Source organism: Labilithrix sp. (genome assembly GCA_019637155.1).
In the GTDB taxonomy this organism is placed as follows: Bacteria; Myxococcota_A; Polyangia; order Polyangiales; family Polyangiaceae; genus Labilithrix.
The window spans coordinates 615,933-635,169 of record JAHBWE010000001.1 but is presented as its reverse complement, the minus strand read 5'-3'; the positions used below and the strand labels follow the sequence as shown (position 1 = coordinate 635,169).

At 71.1% G+C, this 19,237-nt stretch carries 13 protein-coding genes; 7 read left to right on the top strand and 6 right to left on the bottom strand.

Annotated features, from left to right (window positions below; genetic code table 11):
• Positions 1-27: 27 nt before the first annotated feature.
• On the bottom strand, positions 28-909 hold the full coding sequence (locus tag KF837_02720; GenBank protein MBX3226193.1) for a hypothetical protein: 882 nt from the start codon (positions 907-909) through the stop codon (positions 28-30).
• Positions 910-1,665: 756 nt separating this feature from the next.
• Between KF837_02720 and pbpC the strand changes: the two genes are divergently transcribed.
• The gene (gene pbpC, locus KF837_02715; GenBank protein MBX3226192.1) at positions 1,666-4,197 is read left to right on the top strand and encodes a penicillin-binding protein 1C; all 2,532 of its coding nucleotides are present in this window, start codon (positions 1,666-1,668) and stop codon (positions 4,195-4,197) included.
• A 184-nt stretch (positions 4,198-4,381) separates the two neighbouring features.
• On the opposite strand, the gene KF837_02710 is transcribed toward pbpC, so the two are convergent.
• Positions 4,382-5,287 carry a GGDEF domain-containing protein gene (locus KF837_02710; protein ID MBX3226191.1) on the bottom strand — a complete coding sequence of 302 codons (906 nt, stop codon included), beginning with the start codon at positions 5,285-5,287 and terminating at the stop codon, positions 4,382-4,384.
• A 117-nt stretch (positions 5,288-5,404) separates the two neighbouring features.
• On the opposite strand from KF837_02710, the gene KF837_02705 reads away from it, so the two are divergent.
• The 3 genes from KF837_02705 to KF837_02695 all read left to right on the top strand — a co-directional run bounded on the left by KF837_02705 (position 5,405) and on the right by KF837_02695 (position 12,572).
• On the top strand, positions 5,405-11,482 hold the full coding sequence (locus tag KF837_02705) for a hypothetical protein (GenBank protein ID MBX3226190.1): 6,078 nt from the start codon (positions 5,405-5,407) through the stop codon (positions 11,480-11,482).
• Between the two features lie 206 nt (positions 11,483-11,688).
• A complete protein-coding gene (locus tag KF837_02700; protein MBX3226189.1) occupies positions 11,689-12,033 on the top strand; it encodes a hypothetical protein in 345 nt (114 codons plus the stop codon).
• On the top strand, positions 12,030-12,572 hold the full coding sequence (locus tag KF837_02695; GenBank protein MBX3226188.1) for a GNAT family N-acetyltransferase: 543 nt from the start codon (positions 12,030-12,032) through the stop codon (positions 12,570-12,572). Before KF837_02700 ends, KF837_02695 begins: the two co-directional genes overlap by 4 nt.
• A 30-nt stretch (positions 12,573-12,602) precedes the next feature.
• Here the strand turns inward: KF837_02695 and KF837_02690 are convergent, their stop codons facing one another.
• Positions 12,603-13,511 carry a VanW family protein gene (locus KF837_02690; protein ID MBX3226187.1) on the bottom strand — a complete coding sequence of 303 codons (909 nt, stop codon included), beginning with the start codon at positions 13,509-13,511 and terminating at the stop codon, positions 12,603-12,605.
• Complete coding sequence (locus KF837_02685; protein ID MBX3226186.1) at positions 13,508-14,521, bottom strand: hypothetical protein; 1,014 nt, start codon at positions 14,519-14,521, stop codon at positions 13,508-13,510. The genes KF837_02690 and KF837_02685 overlap by 4 nt, the downstream gene beginning before the upstream one ends.
• A gap of 89 nt (positions 14,522-14,610) precedes the next feature.
• Here KF837_02685 and KF837_02680 point away from each other — a divergent pair, with 89 nt between their 5' ends.
• The 3 genes from KF837_02680 (at position 14,611) to KF837_02670 (ending at position 15,990) form a co-directional block, all read left to right on the top strand.
• Positions 14,611-15,177 (top strand): hypothetical protein, encoded by a 567-nt coding sequence (locus tag KF837_02680; protein MBX3226185.1) that lies wholly within the window; start codon positions 14,611-14,613, stop codon positions 15,175-15,177.
• Between the two features lie 85 nt (positions 15,178-15,262).
• Positions 15,263-15,592 carry a nucleotidyltransferase domain-containing protein gene (locus tag KF837_02675; GenBank protein ID MBX3226184.1) on the top strand — a complete coding sequence of 110 codons (330 nt, stop codon included), beginning with the start codon at positions 15,263-15,265 and terminating at the stop codon, positions 15,590-15,592.
• Between the two features lie 68 nt (positions 15,593-15,660).
• Complete coding sequence (locus KF837_02670; GenBank protein MBX3226183.1) at positions 15,661-15,990, top strand: HEPN domain-containing protein; 330 nt, start codon at positions 15,661-15,663, stop codon at positions 15,988-15,990.
• Here KF837_02670 and KF837_02665 read toward each other — a convergent pair.
• On the bottom strand, positions 15,987-16,892 hold the full coding sequence (locus tag KF837_02665; protein MBX3226182.1) for a glutathione S-transferase family protein: 906 nt from the start codon (positions 16,890-16,892) through the stop codon (positions 15,987-15,989). The two genes, KF837_02670 and KF837_02665, sit on opposite strands and share 4 nt — an antisense overlap.
• A gap of 9 nt (positions 16,893-16,901) precedes the next feature.
• Positions 16,902-19,217: a heavy metal translocating P-type ATPase gene (locus KF837_02660; GenBank protein ID MBX3226181.1), complete on the bottom strand. Its 2,316-nt coding sequence runs from the start codon at positions 19,215-19,217 to the stop codon at positions 16,902-16,904.
• Between the last annotated feature and the right edge of the window lie 20 nt (positions 19,218-19,237).

Genomic DNA, 19,237 nt, shown 5'->3' with positions numbered 1-19,237 from the left:
AACCGCGCGCGGCACAAGTTCCGGCCGTCAGAAGCGCATCGCGAGGGCGGCGGTGAAGATCGGCGACCACGCGACGGAGCCCCCGTGCTCGGAGACGTCGAAGGCCGCGAAGTCACCGCGGAGGACGAACGCGCCGCCGACGGTGCTCGTGCGGAGGAGGTCGATCCCGAGCTCGGCGCCGGCGGCGAGCCCGTAGACGCCGCCTCTCCTCATCGCGCCGTTCTCGACGACGACGACGTGCGACTGCGTCGCTCCGACGAAGATGCCCGACGCGCCGATCCCGACGAACGGCGCGATGTCGTTCGCGGTGAAGTGGTGACGCACGCCGCCGGAGAACCCGAGGAGGATGTTCGTCCTCGTGTCGATGCTCCCCACCGCGCCGACGCGTGCTTCGCCGACGAACGACCAGCGATCGTTGCCGCCGGAGAGCGCGAACCCGCCGACCGGCCCGACGCCGATCGGCGGGAGGACGACGCCGCCGAGCGAGAGCCACGCGTGCATCTCCGACGGCTTCTTCTTCGGGACGCGCGTCTCCTCGCCGAGCACGTTCGTCACCTGCAGCGTCTCGGCGAGCGGCTTCTTCTCTTCTACCGCCTCCGCGAGGCGCGGCGTGGCGACCGGCAGCTCATCGATGTTCTGGAGGATGACCTGATGCTCCGACGGCCCGCGCCCACCGTCCGAGAGCACGGTGACGATCAGCTTCGACCCGAGCTTCCCGACGCGGACACGCACGACCGAGCCCGGCGCCGCCTCGCGGAGCTTCGGGCAGAGCACCTCCTCCACCGCGTCGCGATCGGCGTCCTCGACGCCGGGGCGCGCCTCCACCACACACGGCTCGGCCGCGTGCGCGAAGCGCGCGAGCGAGAGGAAGCCGACGACCGCGAGCACGACGCGAAGGACCTTGAGCATCGACGGCCCCGCTTGCGAAGACTGGACCACTGGTTGAACCACTTGCAACTGGTTGAACCAGTTAGCTACTGCGAACGGCCGTGCTCAGCGGCGGTGTGAACGCTTCGCGGTCCGCCGCTTGCGTGGGAGGCGAGCATGAAGGCGAACGCGCCCTCTCGAGCGTCTGCACGCACCTCGGTTGCACCGTGAAGTTCAACCCCGCACGACGCCGCCCGACCCCACTCGCGTCTCGCCTACACAGCGCGCAATTTTTAGGCGTGCACGACTCTCCAGTCCACTGCAACGCCTTCGGTATGCGGCGTCGCGAGGATCTGCCTTTCCGCTACGCATCGCGCCCACTTCCCAGCCAAGGCCCCCTCCGTCGCGACCAGCGATCCGCGCCGTCGCGGCTCAACCTCCCGCCATCCACCCACCCCAATGGCGCCACAACCGCGACCGCAAGCCGAGCGAAGAGCGATGACCTGCGAAGCGTTCTCACCCGCGGGCGGACGCGAGCCCCTTTCAGCTCCTTCAAATCATGCACGCGTGCGGCTCTCAACGTCGGGGCTTCGCCCCGACACCCCACCCCAGACACGGCCCTCGCGCTGCGCGCTCGGGGCGCTTCGCGCCCGCTTCTCAACGTCGGGGCTTCGCCCCGACACCCCACCCCAGACACGGCCCTCGCGCTGCGCGCTCGGGGCGCTTCGCGCCCGCTTGCGCGGCCGCTTCTGGGGCCCTGTATTGCGCTTGCGCGAGGTCGACTATAGAGGCGCCGTGATGCGGCGGCGCGTGGCTTCGTTCTTCTCGGCCGCGCGGCGACGGGGCGTCGGCTCGATCGTCGCGGCCGCGCGGCGACGGCTCACCCGGCGGAACGTCGGCTTGGTCCTCGCGGCCGTGCGGCGACGGCTCACGCGCCGGCGCGTCGTCGCGGCGTTGCTCGCCGTCGTCGCGGCGCCGTTCGTGATCGTCGCGATCGTCGCGGTCTTCACGCCGCTCCCGGCGGAGCTGCGTGAGCCGGCGCCGCCGTCGCTGCGTGTGCTCGCGAAGGATGGGAAGCTGCTCCGTGAGGTGCGCGCCGATGACGGCGCTCGCGCGCGCCCGCTGCCGCTCGCGGCGTTTCCGAAGCGCGTGACCGACGCGGTGCTCGCCGCGGAGGACCGCCACTTCCGCTCGCACCTCGGCGTCGACGTCGCCGCGGTCGTGCGCGCGATCGGGAGCAACGTCGCGCACCGCCGCGTCGTGTCGGGCGCGTCCACGATCACGATGCAGCTCGCGCGCACGGTGCGGCCGCACAAGCGATCGCTCTGGGGGAAGATCACGGAGGCGGGGCTCGCGGTGCGGATCGAGGCGTCGCTCTCGAAGGACGAGATCCTCGAGCAGTACCTGAACCGCGTCGTCTACGGACCCTCGATGCGCGGGTTCGCGGCCGCGGCCCATGGCTATTGCGGCGTCGCGCCGGACGGCCTCTCGCTCGCGGAGGCCGCGCTCGTCGCGGGTCTGCCGCGCGGGCCCTCGCTCTACGCCGTGACGAAGCGGCCCGAGCTCGCGCGCAGGCGGCGCGACCGCGTGCTCGATCGCATGGCGGACGCGGGCTTCGTGACGAACGAAGAAGCGGAGCGCGCGAAGGCGGAGCCGATCGCCGCCGCGCTCGACAAGCCTGCCTTCGGCGCGCCGCACCTCGTGCGCGGCCTCGCGTCCGGCGCGCTCGCGTCGTGGCAGCCAGGGCTCGCGGAGGCGCTCGGGGAGCGCAAGACGATCCAGGAGATCCACACGACGATCGATCCGGAGCTCCAGCGCGTGGCGGAGGACGCGGTCGTCACCTCGCTCGCCGCGCTCGCGGACCGGCACGTCACCGCCGCGTCCGTCGTCGCGATCGACAACGCGACCGGCGACGTCCTCGCGTGGGTCGGCTCGCCTGCGTTCTACGACGAGGCCGCGCTCGGCCAGAACGACGGCGTCGTCGCGCTGCGCCAGCCCGGCTCGGCGCTGAAGCCCTTCGTCTACGCCGAGGCGATGCGGCGGCTCGGCTTCACGCCGGCGACGATGCTCCCCGACGTCGAGATCCACATCCCGCTCCCCGGCGGCGGCGACTACGTCCCCCACGACTACGACCAGAAGCAGCGCGGTCCGGTCCGGCTCCGCGAGGCGCTCGGGAGCTCGCTCAACATCCCCGCCGTCGACACGATCCGGCGCGTCGGCACCGAGAACGTCCTCGCGCGCTTGCACGCGTTCGGCTTCGAGTCGCTCCGCGAAGAGGCCGAGCACTACGGACCCGCGCTCGCGCTCGGCGACGGCGAGGTCACGCTCGTGGAGCTCGCCCGCGCGTACGTCGCGCTCGCGCGCGGCGGGACGACGAAGCCGCTCCGCGTCGTGAAGCGCGTCGTGCGGTCGCCCTCCGACGCCGTCCTCCTCGCGCCGCGCGAAGGCGAACGCGTCGTCGACGAGCGCGTCGCGGCGATGCTCGCCGACGTCCTCGCCGACAAGACCGCGCGCATGTCCGCGTTCGGCGATCAGAACGTGCTCGAGGTCCCCGGCGTCGAGGTCGCGGCGAAGACCGGCACGTCGAAGGGCTTCCGCGACAACGTCGCGGTCGGCTTCAGCCGCCGCGTCACCGTCGCGGTGTGGGCCGGCAACTTCGACGGCTCGCCGATGCAAGGCGTGAGCGGCATCAGCGGCGCGGGCCCGATCTTCCGCGCGGTGATGACGGCGGCCTCTACCGGCGAGAAGCGCCGCCCGTTCATCGCGCCGGAGAGCGCGGAGCAGCTCGGCCTCGCGCGCACGTCGGTCTGCGCGCTCACCGGCGACGTCCCGGGGCCACATTGCCCCCACACCGTCCGCGAGTGGCTCCCGGCCGACGCGGCCGAGCACGGCGCGACGTGCACCGTGCACCAGGCGGTGCGCGTCGACGTACGGAACGGCCTCCCCGCCGGCGAAGCGTGCGGCGGCGAGCTCGTGCAGACGCGTCTCTTCGAGGCGTGGCCGCCATCGTACCGCGCGTGGGCGGAGCGCATGAACCGCCCGCTCTTGCCGCGCGAGAGCTCGCCCGCGTGCCCTCTCGCGCCGCGCGACGACGACGACGGCGCGGCGCCGACGATCACGTATCCCGTCGACGGCGCGCGCTTCGTGATCGATCCCGATCGCCCGCGCGACCTCCAGCTCCTCCACGTCGAGGCGATCGGCGACGACGTCGAGGTCGACGGCGAGAAGCTGCCGCCCACACGCGAGTGGCGCCTCGAGCCCGGCGACCACGTCCTCACCGCCCGCCGCGGCGCAACGACGAGCAAGCCCGTCCGCTTCACCGTACGCTGACACGCCGCGCGAACCGCCACGCGCGCGGACGCGTCCTCGTGGAGGCGCAGCTGCCACGCCGGCGGAAGCCCTCGAAAGGAGACGCCCGAGCACGAGGCGGCGAGCCGCGCGAGCGTCGCGTCGTCGATCGGCGGCTGTGTGTCGTGGAGGATCCGGTCCGCGAAGACGGCGAGGTGCACGTCGGTCAGGGACCGACGACGCGGTTGCGGCCGCCTTGCTTCGCGGCGTAGAGGCGCTTGTCGGCGGTGCCGAGGAGCGTGGCGCGATCGCGGCTCTCGCCGCAGCACGCGAGCGAGGCGACGCCGCCGCTCGAGGTGATCTTGATGTCCTTGCCGTCGAAGTGGATGGTCTCCGCTTCGACCGCGGCGCGGAGGCGCTCGGCGAGGACCTCTGCCTGCGCGACGTCGGTGCCGCGCGCGATGACGACGAACTCCTCGCCGCCGTAGCGCGCGAGGATGTCCTCCGGGCGGATGAGGCGCTTCAAGAGCGCCGACATGTGCTTGAGCACCGCGTCGCCGGCGAGGTGGCCGAGCGTGTCGTTCACCTTCTTGAAGTGATCGACGTCGATGATGATGATCGAGAGCGGCTCCTCGTGGCGCGTCGCGTACGCGAGCTCGGCGGTGAGGCGCTCCTCGAGGTGCTTCCGGTTGTAGACGCCGGTGAGGCCGTCGAGGTGGGCCGCCTCGAAGACGCGGCGGAGCGCGATCTCCTCCTGATCGTCGACGAACTGGAAGCGGAGGAACGTGCTCGTGCCGAGCTGCACGCGGTCGCCGTCGCGCAGCTCGGCGACGGTGGTGAGGCGCTGCTCGTTCACGAACGTGCCGTTCGTCGACGTGTCCTTCAGGATGTACGCGCCGCCGGCCCGCATCACGATCGCGTGCTCGCGCGAGAGGCTCTGGTCCTCGAACGAGAACTGGCACTCCTTCGCCCGCCCGAGCGTCGTCATCCCGTCCTTCGTGAGGACGAGCACCTGCCCGGCGTCGAAGCCGGCCGCGACGATGAAGACGCCGTGCCGGCGCGCGGAGTGGGGTTGTGCCTCGATCGCACGGGTCTTGTCGGCGCGGGAACGAGGCGGCTGGTCTCCAGACATGCCCCACCAGGGTGCTCCCGTCCGCGCCGTTCGTAAAGGGTCGTGGAATAGGTCGCGGCTCGACGCGCGTTTCCGCGCACCCCCTGATCACAGGGGCCCTGATATAAGGGCCGCGCAATGCCGTCTCGTCGACTCTCCTTCGGCTTCGTCGGGCTGATCGCTCTCGCGTCGTGCTTCCACGGCGCCGCCCCCGTCGCGACCATCTCGCCGCGCGGCGCCGACGCGCTCAGCGCGCGCACGCAGGGCCCGTTCGCGGTGGTGCACGCCGCGCCGAAGGGCCACGTCGCCGACCGCAAGCAGCCCGGCGTGACGGTGATGTTCTCGCGCGGCGTCCGCTCGGTCGACACCGCCGACGATCAGAGCCTGCCCGCGATCACGATCAAGACGAGGACCGGCGGCCTCGTGAAGGGCACGTGGCGCTGGACGGGGACGCGCGGGCTCCTCTTCTCCCCCGACGGCGAGCTCCCCGGCGGCAACGACTACGTCGTCACCGTTCCGCCCGACGTGCGCGCGCTCGACGGCTCCGTCCTCGGCAAACCTTACGTCCTCGAGCTCTCGACCGACGGACCGCAGATGACCCACTACTGGGTCTCGGGCGCCGCCGGCGTGACGGAGCGCTCGCTCCCGACCGATCCCGCCTTTCACGTCCAGTTCGATCAGGAGGTCGACCCCGCCGCCGTCGCCGCCGCGACGACGCTGCACGTCTTCGAGAAGGACGGCGACAAAGGCACGACGATGAAGGTCGTCGCGACGCGCGATCCCGATCACGCCAAGGTCACGCCGCCGATCCCCGACGGCTGGCTCGTTCGGCTCAAGCCGGAGAAGCCGCTACCGCCGAACCACCAGATCGAGCTCACGATCGCAGAGAGCCTCCGCGGCACCGGCGGCCCGCGCACGATGGAGGGCCCGATCACGCGCACGATGCGCACGCACGGCCCGCTCCGCTTCGTCGATTTCTACTGTCCGCGCCTCGAGGCGAAGGGCCGCTGCCGCCAGGGCGGCGACGTGAAGGTGATCCTCTCGAACCCCGTCGCGCCGGCGGAGCTCAAGGCGCACCTGAAGACGGACAAGCTCCCGCCGCGCCCGCCGCCGAAGCCCGGACAGAAGGCGCCGATCCGGAAGATCGACACGTCGACGGAGCACTGGCTCGGCGTCGCGCCGAAGCTCGGTGAAAAATACAAGGTCACCCTCACCGCGGGGATGAAGGACGTCTTCGGGCAGAAGCTCGAGAAGGACGCGTCGTTCGATCTCGTGGTCGAGGCGCCGCTCGTCGCTCCCCCCGCGCCCGCGCCGGCCGCGCCCGAAGAGGAGAAGGCGGCCACGCCGAAGAAGCCGCCCGCGCCGGTCGCGGACCTGCGTCCGCGCCGCGAGCGACTTCCCTACCGCCTCGACGTCGGGCTCAGCGGACAAGTGCTGGAGGCCAACGTGCCGGGCGGGCACAAGATCCCCGTCGGCGCGATCAACGTCCCGACCTACTCGAGCCTCGCCGCGCCGCTCACGGAGGCGCAGGCGACCTCGTGGACGCTCTCGCGCGGCTCCACGACCGAGTTCCTCTCCCGCAACGGGTTCGCCTCGACCTGGATCTCGAACCGGGCGCCGCAGAACGAGCGCGTCGTCGACTTCCTCGACCTCGACGCCGTCCTCGCCCCGAAGAAAGGCCGCGGACCGGCGCTCCTCGTCGTCTCCCCGCCCGGCGTCGTCAGCACGAACGGCAGCGGCCGCACCGAGTCGTTCGTCACCGTGACCGACCTCGGCGTGAGCGCGAAGATGAGCGCGTTCGGCTCGCTCGTGTGGGTGACGAGCCTCGCGACGGGGAAGCCGATCAAGGGCGCGTCGGTCACGGTGCGCACGACGAAGGGCGGCGACGTCTACAGCGGGACGGCGGACGACGGCGGCCTCGTCGTCGTCCCGACCGATCGGTTCGATCCGATGAAGAACGAAGGCGGGGGTCCGGCGCCGTCGCCCTACGACGACGACGGCGACGACCGCGTCCGCGCCGACGCGGCGCTCGTCGTACGCCACGGCGACGACTGGACGATCCACAAGATCGGCCGCTCGAGCGTCGAGAGCCGCCTCACGTCCGACTTCGCCAGCCTCTCGAAGGAGGGCCGCTGGGCGGGGATGGTCTTCGCCGATCGCGGCGTCTTCCGCCCCGGCGAGACGGCCAAGGTCGCCGGCATCGTGCGCGTCGTCGACGGCGACGCGCTCAGGTCCGTCGCCGGGCGCGAGCTCCGGATCGAGCTCAAGGACCACAACGGCGAGCAGATCTTCGACGGTCGCGCGAAGTGCGACGACTTCGGCACCTTCGCGGTCGACATGCCGATTCCCAAGAACGCGGAAGTGGGATTGGCGGAGGTCTCCGCCACCGCCCTCCCCGGCGGCAAATCGAATACGAAGCAGGCGGCAGTATTCAGCAGTCCGATCCGGATCCTCGAGTTCAAGCCGAACGAGTTCAAGGTCCTCTCGGAGGCGGACAAGCCCTTTTACGTCCGCGGCGACGAGGCCACGTTCACGACCCAAGGCGATTACCTCTACGGCGCGCCGATGCAGGGCGCCGACGTCGTCACGACCGTGACGCGCCAGGAGGTGCCTTTCACGCCGCCCGGCGCCGAGGCCTTCACCGTGTCGGACGACCTGTTCACCGGCGACTACGCCGACGAGACGAGGTCGGCGGCCGAGGTCGAGAGCGAGGACGGGAAGCTCGACGCGAAGGGCGGCTTCTCGCGCAAGGTGAAGCTCGCGTTCGACGATCAGCGCCGCCCCGAGCGCATCGTCTTCGAGGCCGAGGTCGCCGACCTCTCGCGCGCGACCGTGACCGCGCGATCGACCGTGCTCGTCCATCCCGGCGAGTTCTACGTCGGCATCAAGTCGCCGCCGGACCGCTTCGTCGCCGCCGGTGCGCAGATGCGCGCCGACGTCGCCGCGATCGAGCCGACCGGCAGCCGCCGCGCGAACGTGAAGGTGAAGGTCGAGCTCGTGGAGCGCCGCTGGTCGAGCGTCACCGGCGAGCAGCCCGACGGCCGGCCCGCGCGATCGAGCAAGCCCGTCGACACCGTCGTCGGCTCCTGCGACGCGCTCACCACCACGACGACCGGCACGTGCAACGTCCAGGTCCCGCACGCCGGCTTCTTCATCGTGCGCGCCACCGCCTCGGATCCACGAGGAAACGCGGTCCGCGCGAGCACCTCCGTGTACGGCACCGAGACGACGACCGCCGCCCAGACCGCGTGGGCGGCGGACGATCGGCACGGGATCAAGCTCGAGGCGAACAAGCCGCGCTACGACGTCGGCGACACGGCGAAGATCCTCCTCCGCAGCCCGTTCAAGGACGGCAACGCGCTCGTCACGGTGGAGCGCAACGGCGTCCTCTTCCACAAGGTGATCGCGATCAGCGGGCCGGTGCCGGTCGTCGAGGTGCCGATCGCGCCGAGCTTCTACCCGAACGCCTTCGTCAGCGTCGTCGCGCTGCGCGGCCGCGTGCAGGCGCCGCCGCCGCGGGGCGCCGACCTCGGTGGTCCGGACTACCGCTACGGCTGGACCGAGCTCGTCGTGAACGAGGAGGCGCATCGCCTCACGGTCGGGGTGAAGGCGGACAAGGCGGAGTACCAGCCGGGCTCGATGGTCGAGGCCGACGTCGAGGTGAAGGACAAGAGCGGCAAGCCGGTCGAGACCGCGCTCACGTTCTACGTCGTCGACGAGGGCGTCCTCGCGCTCACGAGCTACCAGACGCCCGATCCCCTCCCCGCCTTCGTCCAGCGGCGGAAGCTCGGCGTCTTCACCTTCGATAATCGGGAATCGCTCGCGCATATCCTCGCGATGAAAGCGGGAGAGAGGGTCGCCTCGCTCGGCTACGAATACGCCCTCGCGCGCAACCCCGGCGACGCCTTCGACAAGGGCGACGACGGCGGCGACGGCGCCGACGGGCTGAAGCGCGCCGATTTCCGGACGACGGCCTATTTCGAATCAGGCAAGAAGACCGACAAGAGCGGCAAAGCCCATTTCTCGTTCAAGCTGCCCGACAACCTCACGACGTTCCGCCTCATGGCGGTCGCGGCCGCGGCCGACGACCGGTTCGGCTCCGGCGACTCGAAGCTCTCCACCTTCCGCAAGCTGATGGCGCGCCCCGCGCTGCCGCGCCTGCTCCGCGTCGGCGACCAGGTCGAGGCGAGCGTGGTGGTGTCGTCGAAGCCGGACGAGAAGAGCCAGGACCGCTCCCCGATCCCGGTCAACGTCGCGATCGACGTCCGCGGCCTCACCCTGACGGGGCCGAAGACGAAGTCGATCACGATGCCGCGCGGCGGCCAGATGGAGGTCCGCTTCCCGGTGAAGGCGACCGATCCGGGCGAGGCGATCGTCACGTTCGACGTCGCGTCGAGCGCCGGCGATCGCGACCGGGTCGAGCTGAAGCGAAAGGTCGAGCTCCCGGTGTCGATCGAGTCGACCGGCGTCTACGGCGAGGGCTCGCGCGACGCGTCGATCGCGCTCGGCGACCTCACCCAGATGCGGAAGGACTTCGGCGGGCTCGACGTGCGCGTCTCCTCGAGCGCCCTCGCCGGCCTCGGCCTCGTCGTCGATCGGCTGAACGACTACCCGTACGACTGCACCGAGCAGCTGACGAGCCGGGTCCTCCCCCTCGTCGCCGCGTTCGATCTCGCGAAGGACGCGGGTGCGAAGATGCCGCCCGACGTCAACGCGCACATCGACGCGACGATCGAGAGCATCCTCAAGCGCCAGAGCTACGAGGGCGGCTTCGGCTTCTGGGACAAGACCACCTCCGAGCCGTGGCTCAGCGCGTACGCGATGCTCGCGATCGGCGGCGCGACGGAGCGAAAGCGCTTCGTCCCGCGCGACGTGCTCGAGCGCGGCCACGACTACCTGAACGGCGTGCTCGCGGCGTCGACACGGCGCCTCGCGAAGCCGCCGCCGTCGGAGGACGACGCGAAGAAGCCGGACGCCGACGCTGGCGCGGCGGCGGCGGAGAGGGCAGCAGAGAAGGCGCTGAAGGAAGAGACCGAGCGCGTGCTCGACTTCGTCAACGCGGCGATGGTGGCGGACACGCTCGCGTCCCTCGGCTGGCCCAACCCGGGCGCGCTCAACGTCCTCTACGACGCGCGCTTCGGCCAGCGCCTCTCCGGCCTCGCGTCCCTCCTCCACGCGATGACGAAGAGCAACATGCCGCCCGCGCAGATCAAGGCGCTGCGGAGCGAGATCGAGCAGCGGATCCGTGTCGGCGCGAACACGGCGGAGGTCGACGAGCCCGAGAGCGATCGCTGGGAGCCCGTCCTCGATTCGCACGTCCGCACGCAGGCGCTCGTCCTCCGCGCGTTCGTCGCGGCCGACCCGAAGGATCCGCTCGCGGCCCGCCTCGCGCGGCGCCTCCTCGCGCTCCGCCAGCAAGACGGCGCGTGGCGCACGACGCAGGAGGACGCGTGGGCGCTCATGGCGCTCGCGGACTACCGGCGCGCGCAGGAGACGAGCGGCCCCGGCCTCGACGTGCGCACGCTCCTCGGCGGCACGGAGATGATGCGCACGAAGATCCCGCGCGGCAGCTTCCGCGAGGACAAGCTGTTCATCTCCGCCGACACGCTGGTCGCGAAGGGTCCCACGCTCTCCTTCGACGTGAAGGAGGGCCGCTTCTTCTACTCCGCGCAGCTCAAGTACGCGACGGCGGCGCTCCCGACCAAGCCGGTGGACGAGGGCCTCTTCGTCGCGAAGTACGTGCGCGGCGTCGCGCCTTCGGCGGTGAAGGAGGCGATGAGCTCCATCCCGAAGAAGACGGCGACCGAGATCACGGCGGGCGACCTCGTCGTGGTCGATCTCGTCTTCGAGACGGCGGAGCCGCGCGACCGCATCGTGATCGCAGACCCGCTCCCGGCCGGCCTCGAGGCGCTCGACTACGACCTCGACACGACGTCACGCCACGACACGAGCATCCCGGAGGATCCGACGAAGCCGCGACCGACCTTCCTCGGCACGACCTTCCGCTACGCCGACTCACGCCGGCAGATCCACGACGACCGCGTCGACACGTTCTTCGCCCACGTCGACCCCGGCATGTACCACGTACGCTACCTCGCCCGCGCGACCGCGATCGGCTCCTTCGTCGTCCCACCGACCCGCATCGAGGCGATGTACGCCCCCGAGGTCTACGGGCGCACCGCGGCGACCGCGCTGGCGGTGAGGGCGAAGCCTTGAAGGTGCGGATGGCTTGCTATTCGCTTCGGACGAGCCGCGGGAGTGGCGCACGAACGAACGCCTGACGGATCTCGGCCCACGAAGGCAGGGACTCGTCGTCGTCGAGCTCGGCCGTAGCCGTGAGCGTCTACTGACGACGAGCTTGCCAAGGATGCAGGTCGGCCCTACCCTCAATTTTACCTCACTATTGAGGTACAGGAGCTCCCATGCGGCTTGAAGCAACCGTTCCCGATACCCGTGGCAGCGCGATCGTGCAGCTCGCGGAGGAGCTCGGGCTCAGCCGCAGCCAGATCGTCGACGAGGCGCTCGCTCTCTTCCTCAAGGCCGTGCTCGAGGTACGCCGGGGGCGGCGGCTGGTCACGCTTGATCCGACATCGTCGCAGCCCGCGTGTGAGATCGCGACGCCGACGCTCGCGGCGCTCGAGTGGGCGCAGAGGCCCGAGAAGCTCGAGCTCCCGTCTGAAGCGCTTGCGAAGATGAAGGCCTTGACTGAGGCTGCGTCGCAGCCGAGCCCGCGCCTGCGAGCGGCCGCCAAGCGCCACTCGAGATGAGCGAAGCCGAGTCCCTTTACGTCACGACACCGATCGAACCCGCCGACGCGAGGTCCGGCTTCTCGTGCGGCAAGCACGCGCTCGACGACTACTTCGCGCGGCACGCCGTGGCGAACGACGCTACTGGCCTTGGTCGCGCCTACGTATTGCGCCGGGGGGCCGAGGATCCAACCACGCTTCCCATCGTGCTCGGCTTCTACACGCTGAGCATGGCCGTCGCCGACTCGGCGCACGTCGCGCAGATACTGGAGAAGAAGCTCCCGAAGTACCCGATGCCCGTCGCGTTGATCGGGCGACTCGCCATCGACCATCGCGCCCAAGGACGACGACTCGGCGAGAAGCTGTTGATCGACGCCTTGCGCCGGGTCGTGGACGCCGCGAGCATCCTCGGCTGCCTGGGCATCATCGTCGACGCGAAGGACGAGGACGCCGAGCGCTTCTACACGAAGTACGACTTTGTTGCGATCACGGACAGCGGCTGGCCGAAGCGCATGTTCCTGCCGATCGGCACGGCGCGTGCCGCGTTCGCAGAGATCTGAACGCACGCCCTAGCTGATCTACTTGCCGATTCAGGTCCGGTTGTCGAGCGTCACGAGCGTGCTCGGCTTGAGCTGCGCGGCGGCGGGGCGGAGCGCGGTGGGGGCGGTCGTGACCGTGACCTTCGCCATCGCGGCGTGCTCCTCGTCCTCCGGCGGCGCGAGGCGGGCGTGGTCGAAGCCGGGCGCGACGCGCAGGACCTCGGGGACGGCGGCGTAGGTGTCGATGCGGACGTCGTGGCGCGGCGTGCCGTCGTCCTGCACGAGCGTGCGCACGCGGCGGACGCGATAACCGGGTATCCCGAACGCGGTGCGGCGCGCCTCGTCGGGGCCGACCTTGGGATCGGGCTCGAAGGTACGCGGGATCGCGGTGCGGTCGAGGACCTCCGTCGTCAGCGTGACGTCGCGGCGCGTAATGCCTTGAATCCGTATTTCGATGTTGCCGTTGGCGGCGCGGGCGACAATTCCGACTTCGTCCGCGGTCGAATTGGCTATTTTCAGGTCGATCTTCGGATAAGCGACGGTCGCGTCGAGCGCCATCCGGACGTAAGCGCTGGGCCGCGAGTGCGGGACGCGGAGCGCGACGTCGAGGCCGGCGAGGAGGGCGGCGGCGTGCAGCGTCGACGCGACCTGGCAGGCGCCGCCGCCGGCTCCCTCCGCGAGCATCCCGTCGCGGAGGACGAGCGCCTTCGCGTACCCGAACGCCGCGGTGCGCTCGCCCACGGCGTCGTTGAACGAGAAGGTGCCGCCGGCGGGGACCTTCTTGCCGTCGATCGCCTCCGCCGCGAGCTGCACGTTCGACGCCCGCGCCTTGTGCTCGGCGTCGAAGGCGTACGACGTCGCGAAGCGGCCGAGCGTGACGAGCGCGGGCTCGGCGCCGGCGCGGCGGGCGACGAGGGACGCGGCGCCGCCGAGCACGAGCGCGCGGCGCGGGAGCTTCATTTCCCTTTCGTCGCGACGACGAGGCACGCCTTCGCGGGTTGCACGTGGTAGCCGAAGCCGAAGGGGAGCGCGGCGACGCTGCGGTGCTCGAGCGCGACCTTGAGGTCGCTCTCGGCGCGGTCGGCGTAGGCCGGCGGCGGCGGCTCGTAGGCGCCGTAGAAGCGCATCGCCCAGCGCGCGTCGAAGCAGCGGAGCGGGACGCCGGTGTCGTCCTGCAGCACGACGGCGCTCTCGTCGAGGATCGTCTGACGGAGGTACGAGAAGCGGGCCTCGCCGAGCAGGTACATCGCCGCCTTGAGGAACGTGACGTACGGCGCGAGCGCGTGGATGTCGGCGACGAGCTGCGCCTGCGCCTTGAGGCCGGTGTTCGCGAGGTCGGTCTGGACGTAGTCGAGGCGCCGCGCCTCGCCGGCCTTGTTGATCCAGTCGATCCGCGCCGACGGCGGCGTCGCGCCGAGCTGGACGCTCGCGATCTTCCCGCCGAGCCGCGCGATCGTGCCGGCGAGCGCGGCGACGACGCCCTCGCGCGCGAAGTCCGACGCCATCTCCTGCGTGCGGAAGAACCCGAGGCGATGGAGGTCGGCCTGCGCCGCTCCGAGGCGCGTGAAATACCCGGCGGCGGGGGCGCGCGCGGCGTCGGGCAAGGCGCCGACGGGCTCGAGGCCGACGAGGAAGAGGCGCTTCGCCTTTCCGAAGAGCGCGACAGCGTGGAGCGCGTCGGGCCCCGCGAACGGATAGACGACGGGCCGATCGAACGGAAGGCTCGCGAGCTCGCGCGCCGACCAGTCTTCCATCGCCTTGATGCGCGGGGCGGTCGCCTGCCAGCGCTCCGTCTCGGTCTGGGCGAAGGCGCGCCACTCCGCGCTCGCCTCGAACGCGCGCGGCGGCTCGAGCCCCGCGAGCCATCGCGCACGGGCGTTCTCGCCCTCGTCGTCGGCGCGGGCGCGCCCACCCCCGAGCGCCGCCGCCGCGAACGCACCAAGGACCAGAGGACGCCGCCCAACCCGCACGCCCCCGTTGTTCCACAGACACGAGCCCGCCGCCACTTCGCGAACGCCGCTACTTCGCGGGCGACGCTGTCGCGTGCTTTCATGGGGGCGTGGCGCGGATCGGGATGTGGATCGCCGTCGGGCTCCTCGCGGTCGCGATGCCCGCCTGCCGCACGCACCGCCGAGCGCGGCCGCCAGTGACGATGGTGTCGATGCAGCCGCCCGCGGACACGCCGCACGCGCAGGCGAGCGTGCCGGTCGGCGGGAGCGTGACGTTCGAGGCGGAGCACGTCGTCTCGTGCGAGTCCGACGTGCCGGACCTCTTCCGCGCCTACGCCACGACGCAGTCGCTCACGCTGCTGGGGCGCAAGGCCGGACGCGGGACGCTGCACCTCCGCATCCAGGCCGGCGACGAGTTCTACCTCGACGTCGACGTCACGAGCGACGAGCCGGCGCGCCGGGCCCTCGCCGTCGGCGAGCAGCTCCCGCTCCCGCTCGATGACGTGAAAGACACGAGCGTGACCGGCGACGCCGTCACCACCGCGAAGTCGAGCGACGGCACGCAGCTCTTCGTCACCGCGGTGAAGCCGGGCATCGCCATCGTCGTCCTCGAAGCCAACGACGGCACCCCGCGCCCCGTCGACATCCTCGTCATCAGCGGCACGCGGCTCCTTTAGAGGTGCCAACGTCTCACGCGACGAGGATCGGACGAACCTCGACGCCGGGACGCCTGACGCGTAGTAGCTGCGCTAAGCTCGTGAGATGCCGATCCCCGACTCGCTGCGCGGTCCGCTCGAGCAGTACCGCGAGCTCCTGCGCGGGATGTTCGGTGAGCGCCTCCGTGACGTGCGGTTGTTCGGTTCCTACGCGCGGGGTGAGGCCCACGAGGACTCCGACGTCGACGTGCTGGTCGTCATCGACGGGCTCACGCCGGCCGAGCACTGGCGAACGGCCGGCGCAGAGACGCCGATCGCCCTCGCGAGCGGCCTCATGATCGCGCCGCTCATCTTGGCGACGGAGAAGCTCGACGAGCTACGACGCTCGGAGCGCCTCCTCGCGAAGGACCTGGACGCGGAAGGGATCTCCCTTTGACCGACGAGAATCGCCGCGCCGCGATCGCGAAGGAGCTGGCGCACGCCGACCAAGCGTACCGCGCTGCCGTGATGCTGCGCGACGCTGGCCTCTTCAACGATTGCCTGAGCCGCCTCTACTACGCCCTCTTTCACACGATGGTCGCGCTCCTTCTGACCGTCGGCGTCGAGCCGCGACGTCACCGCGCCCTTCCCCACCTCCTCGGCCAACATGTCTCGAACGTCCTGACCGCGAGCGAGATCGCTGCGGTGGGCCGCGCAGCGACGTACCGCGAGCTGGCGGACTACGAGCGTGCGTGGGATGCGGATGCCGAGGCCGTGAGCGAGGCGTTCGCCGAGATCGACCGGCTCATCAAACGCGCGCGGGCGCACCTCGTCGGTGGTGGATGGGCGGCTTAGAGATCGAGCGACGGGCCGAGCGGGACGATGCGGGAGGGGTTCACCGTCGTTTGGCTCCAGTAATAGTGGAGCTTGATCTGGTTCAGGTCGCAGGTGCGCTTCACGGCGGGGAGCGAATAGAGCTCACGTACGAAGCGCCAGACGTTCTTGTAGTCCTGGATGCGGCGCACGTTGCACTTGAAATGCGAGTAGTAGACGAGGTCGAAGCGGAGTGACGTCGTGAAGAACGCCACGTCGGCCTCGGTCATCGTCTCGCCGCAGAGGAAGCGCTGATTGCCCAATAGCGCGTCCATTCGATCCAGCGTCGCGAACACGTCGCGCACCGCCTCGTCGTACGCCTCTTGCTTGCCGGCGAATCCGGCGCGGTAGACGCCGTTGTTGTAGGGGTCGTAGATCTCGTCGAGGCGCTGATCGATGAGCGGCACGAGGTCGGGGGGCGCGAGCGACGGGCCGTCCGCGAGCGCGTCGAACGCGGTGTCGAGGATGCGGATCACGTCGCGCGACTCGTTGTTGACGATCGTGTCCTTCTTCTTGTCCCAGAGCACCGGCACCGTGACGCGGCCGGTGTACTTGCGATCCGCGCGCGTGTAGACGTCGCGCAGGTACGGGTAGTCGAAGAGCGGATCCTTCTCGCCCTCGCCCCCGAAGGACCAGCCCTCGTCGGTCATGCGCGGGTCGACGAACGTCATCGCGATCGCGTCCTCGAGGCCGCGCATCGCGCGAACGATCATGGCGCGATGCGCCCACGGGCAGGCGTAGGCCACGTAGAGGTGGTAGCGACCGCGCTCGACGTCCGCCGGCGCGACGGTGCCGCGGAAGACCGTCTTCGGTCGCTGGAACGCCCCCTTCGCGTCGGGATCGTACCAACCCTTTTGCCACTTCCCTTCGACGAGCTGTCCCATTCCCTCTCCTTAGCGCACCCGGCCGCGGAGGCGGAGCGCGTTGGCGATGACGCTGACCGAGCTCACGCTCATCGCCGCCGCAGCGATCATCGGCCCAATTCGGCCGCTCGCCGCGAGCGGCAGCGCCGCGACGTTGTACCCGAACGCGAGCACGAGGTTCTGGCGGATGTTGCTCGCGGTGGCGCGACCGAGATCGAGCGCCCGCGCGATGCCGCGGAGGTCCCCCTTCACGAGCGTCACCGGCGCGCTCGCGATCGCCACGTCGGAGCCGTCACCCATCGCGATGCCGACGTGTGCGCGCGCGAGCGCCGGCGCGTCGTTGATGCCGTCGCCGGCCATCGCGACGATCGCGCCTTCCTTCTCGAGCCGCTCCACCGTCGCGACCTTGTCCGCCGGCAACACCTCGGCGACGACGTCCCGCTCGAGCTCGGCGTCGGTGAACCCCGCCTCCCGCGCGACCGCCCGCGCCGTCGCCTTCGCGTCCCCGGTGAGCATCACGACGCGCAACCCACGCCCCCGCAAGACCGCGAGCGCCTCCTCCGCTCCGGGCTTCAGCGCGTCGCCGATCGCGACGACTCCGGCGAACGCGCCGTCGAGCGCCGCGAACGACACCGTGAGCCCCCGCGCACGCAGCCTCGCCACCGCCGCGTCGAGCGCCTCCTCGCGACCGGCCTCGCTGGTGGATTGCACAACCGTGGTTGTGGGAATCGTCACGCCGCGGTCGGCGAGCAACGCGGCGGTCCCGAAGACGAGCGGGCCCGCGACGATGCCCTTCCCACGCACCGCCTCGACGCGCGCCGCGTCGGCGGCGGTCGCTGCGCGGTCCGTGAGGTACGCGACGATCGCGCGGGCGAGCGGGTGCTCGCTCTGCTTTTCGGCGGCGAGGAGGAGCGTGAAGAGGCGCGCGCGGTCGGTGGTCGGGGCGAGGAGGACCTCGTGGACGCGGGGCTTGCCGGCGGTGAGGGTGCCGGTCTTGTCGACGACGAGCGTCGTGACGTGCGCCAGGCGCTCGAGCGCGTCGGCGTCCTTCACGAGGATGCCCGCGCGGGCGCCGGCGCCGGTCGCGACCATGATCGACATCGGCGTCGCGAGGCCGAGCGCGCACGGGCACGCGATGACGAGCACCGCGATGCCCGTCACGAGGGCGTGCGCGAAGCGCGGCTCGGGACCGAGCGCGAGCCACGCGATGAAGGTCCCGATCGCGAGCGCGACGACGGCGGGCACGAAGTACGCGCTGACGCGGTCCACGAGCTGCTGCACACGCGCACGCGAGCGCGCGGCTTGCGAGACGAGCTGCACGATCTTCGCGAGGGTCGAGTCCTTGCCGGTGCGGGCCACGCGGACCAGGAGCGCGCCGTCGCCGTTCATCGTGCCGCCGGTCACGCTCGCGCCGGCGGCCTTCTCGACGGGAAGCGGCTCGCCCGTCAGCATCGACTCGTCCACCGCCGACTCGCCCTCGACGACGTCACCGTCGGCCGGCACGCGCTCGCCGGGGCGCACGCGCACGCGGTCGCCCTCGCGCAGCTCGACGAGCTCGACGTCGGACTCGGTGCCGTCGTCGGCGACGCGCCGCGCGGTCTTCGGCGCCAGCGCGAGGAGGGCGCGGATCGCCTCCGCCGTGTGATGGCGCGCGCGGAGCTCCAGCACCTGGCCGGCCAGGACCAGCGTCGTCACCATCGCCGCGGTCTCGAAGTAGACCTCCGGCGGCGCCGGGAAGACCCCCGGCGCGAGGGCGGCGACGAGGCTGTGCACGTACGCGACGCCGACGCCGAGCGCGATGAGCGTGAACATGTTCGGGGAGAGCGCCGGGATCGAGCGCGCGCCGCGGACGAAGAACGGCGCGGCGCACCAGAGGACGACCGGCGTCGCGAGCACGAGCTGCACCCACGTCCACAGCGAGCCGTGGAACGCATGCACGAAGTGACCGCCCATCGCGATGACGAAGAGCGGCACCGTGAAGACCGCGGCGACGACGAGACGCCGCCGCATGTCGATGAGCTCGGGGTCCGGCCCCGCCTCCGCGGTGACCTCCTTCGGCTCGAGCGCCATCCCGCACTTCGGGCACGCACCGGGACCCAGCTGCACCACCTCCGGATGCATCGGGCACGTGTACTGGGTCGCTTCGCGACCGCTCTCGCGGCCGCTTCTGGGGCCCCGATCGAGGTCCTCCTCCGGCGCGGGCGGCGCGAGGTACTTCGCGGGGTTGGCGGCGAATTTGTCTTTGCAGCGTGGGTTGCAGAAGAAATGCGTCTCGCCCTCGTGCTCGAGGACGTGCTTCGCCTTCGCGGGGTCGACCTTCATTCCGCAGACGGGGTCGGTCTTCATGGCGGGGCTGACGCGCGGGA